At 61.6% G+C, this 432-nt stretch carries 1 protein-coding gene; it reads right to left on the reverse strand.

The window, feature by feature from the left end:
* Positions 1–432, reverse strand: a 432-nt coding sequence (gene dctP, locus HUS66_RS17485) for a TRAP transporter substrate-binding protein DctP (protein ID WP_175072458.1), incomplete at both ends; no start/stop codon positions are given.

Below are 432 nucleotides of genomic sequence, written 5' to 3' on the forward strand. Positions count from 1 at the left end.
ACTCGAGGTAGGCAGGCTGGCCCTTGCTGCGAAATGCCTCGAGGTCTGCCTCGCTCGGGCGGATCACTTCCATGCCCTGCTCTTCAAGCAAGGCGATGCGTGACTCGACCTGGCTCTGGTTGTCCTGACGGGCCTGGGCATTGGCTTCCTTGACTGAATCGAGCAGTGCGGTGCGCTCTTCGTCAGACAGGCTCTCGAGCAGCTGACCATTGGCGACCAGGAACTGATCCGAGTATTGGATGTTGGCCAGCGTCAGGTACTTCTGCACTTCCTGCAGACTGCCCAGCAGGATGTACATAGGCGGGTTCATCTGACCATCCGCCGCCCCGGTGCGCAGCGCCATGTAGACTTCCGTCCACGGAATCGGCGTACCCGAGGCGCCGAAGGCCTCATAGAGCGCTACCTGACTCGGGTCCATGGCGCGGAAGCGAA

Source organism: Onishia taeanensis, from assembly GCF_013349955.1.
GTDB classification, from domain to species: domain Bacteria; phylum Pseudomonadota; class Gammaproteobacteria; order Pseudomonadales; family Halomonadaceae; genus Onishia; species Onishia taeanensis_B.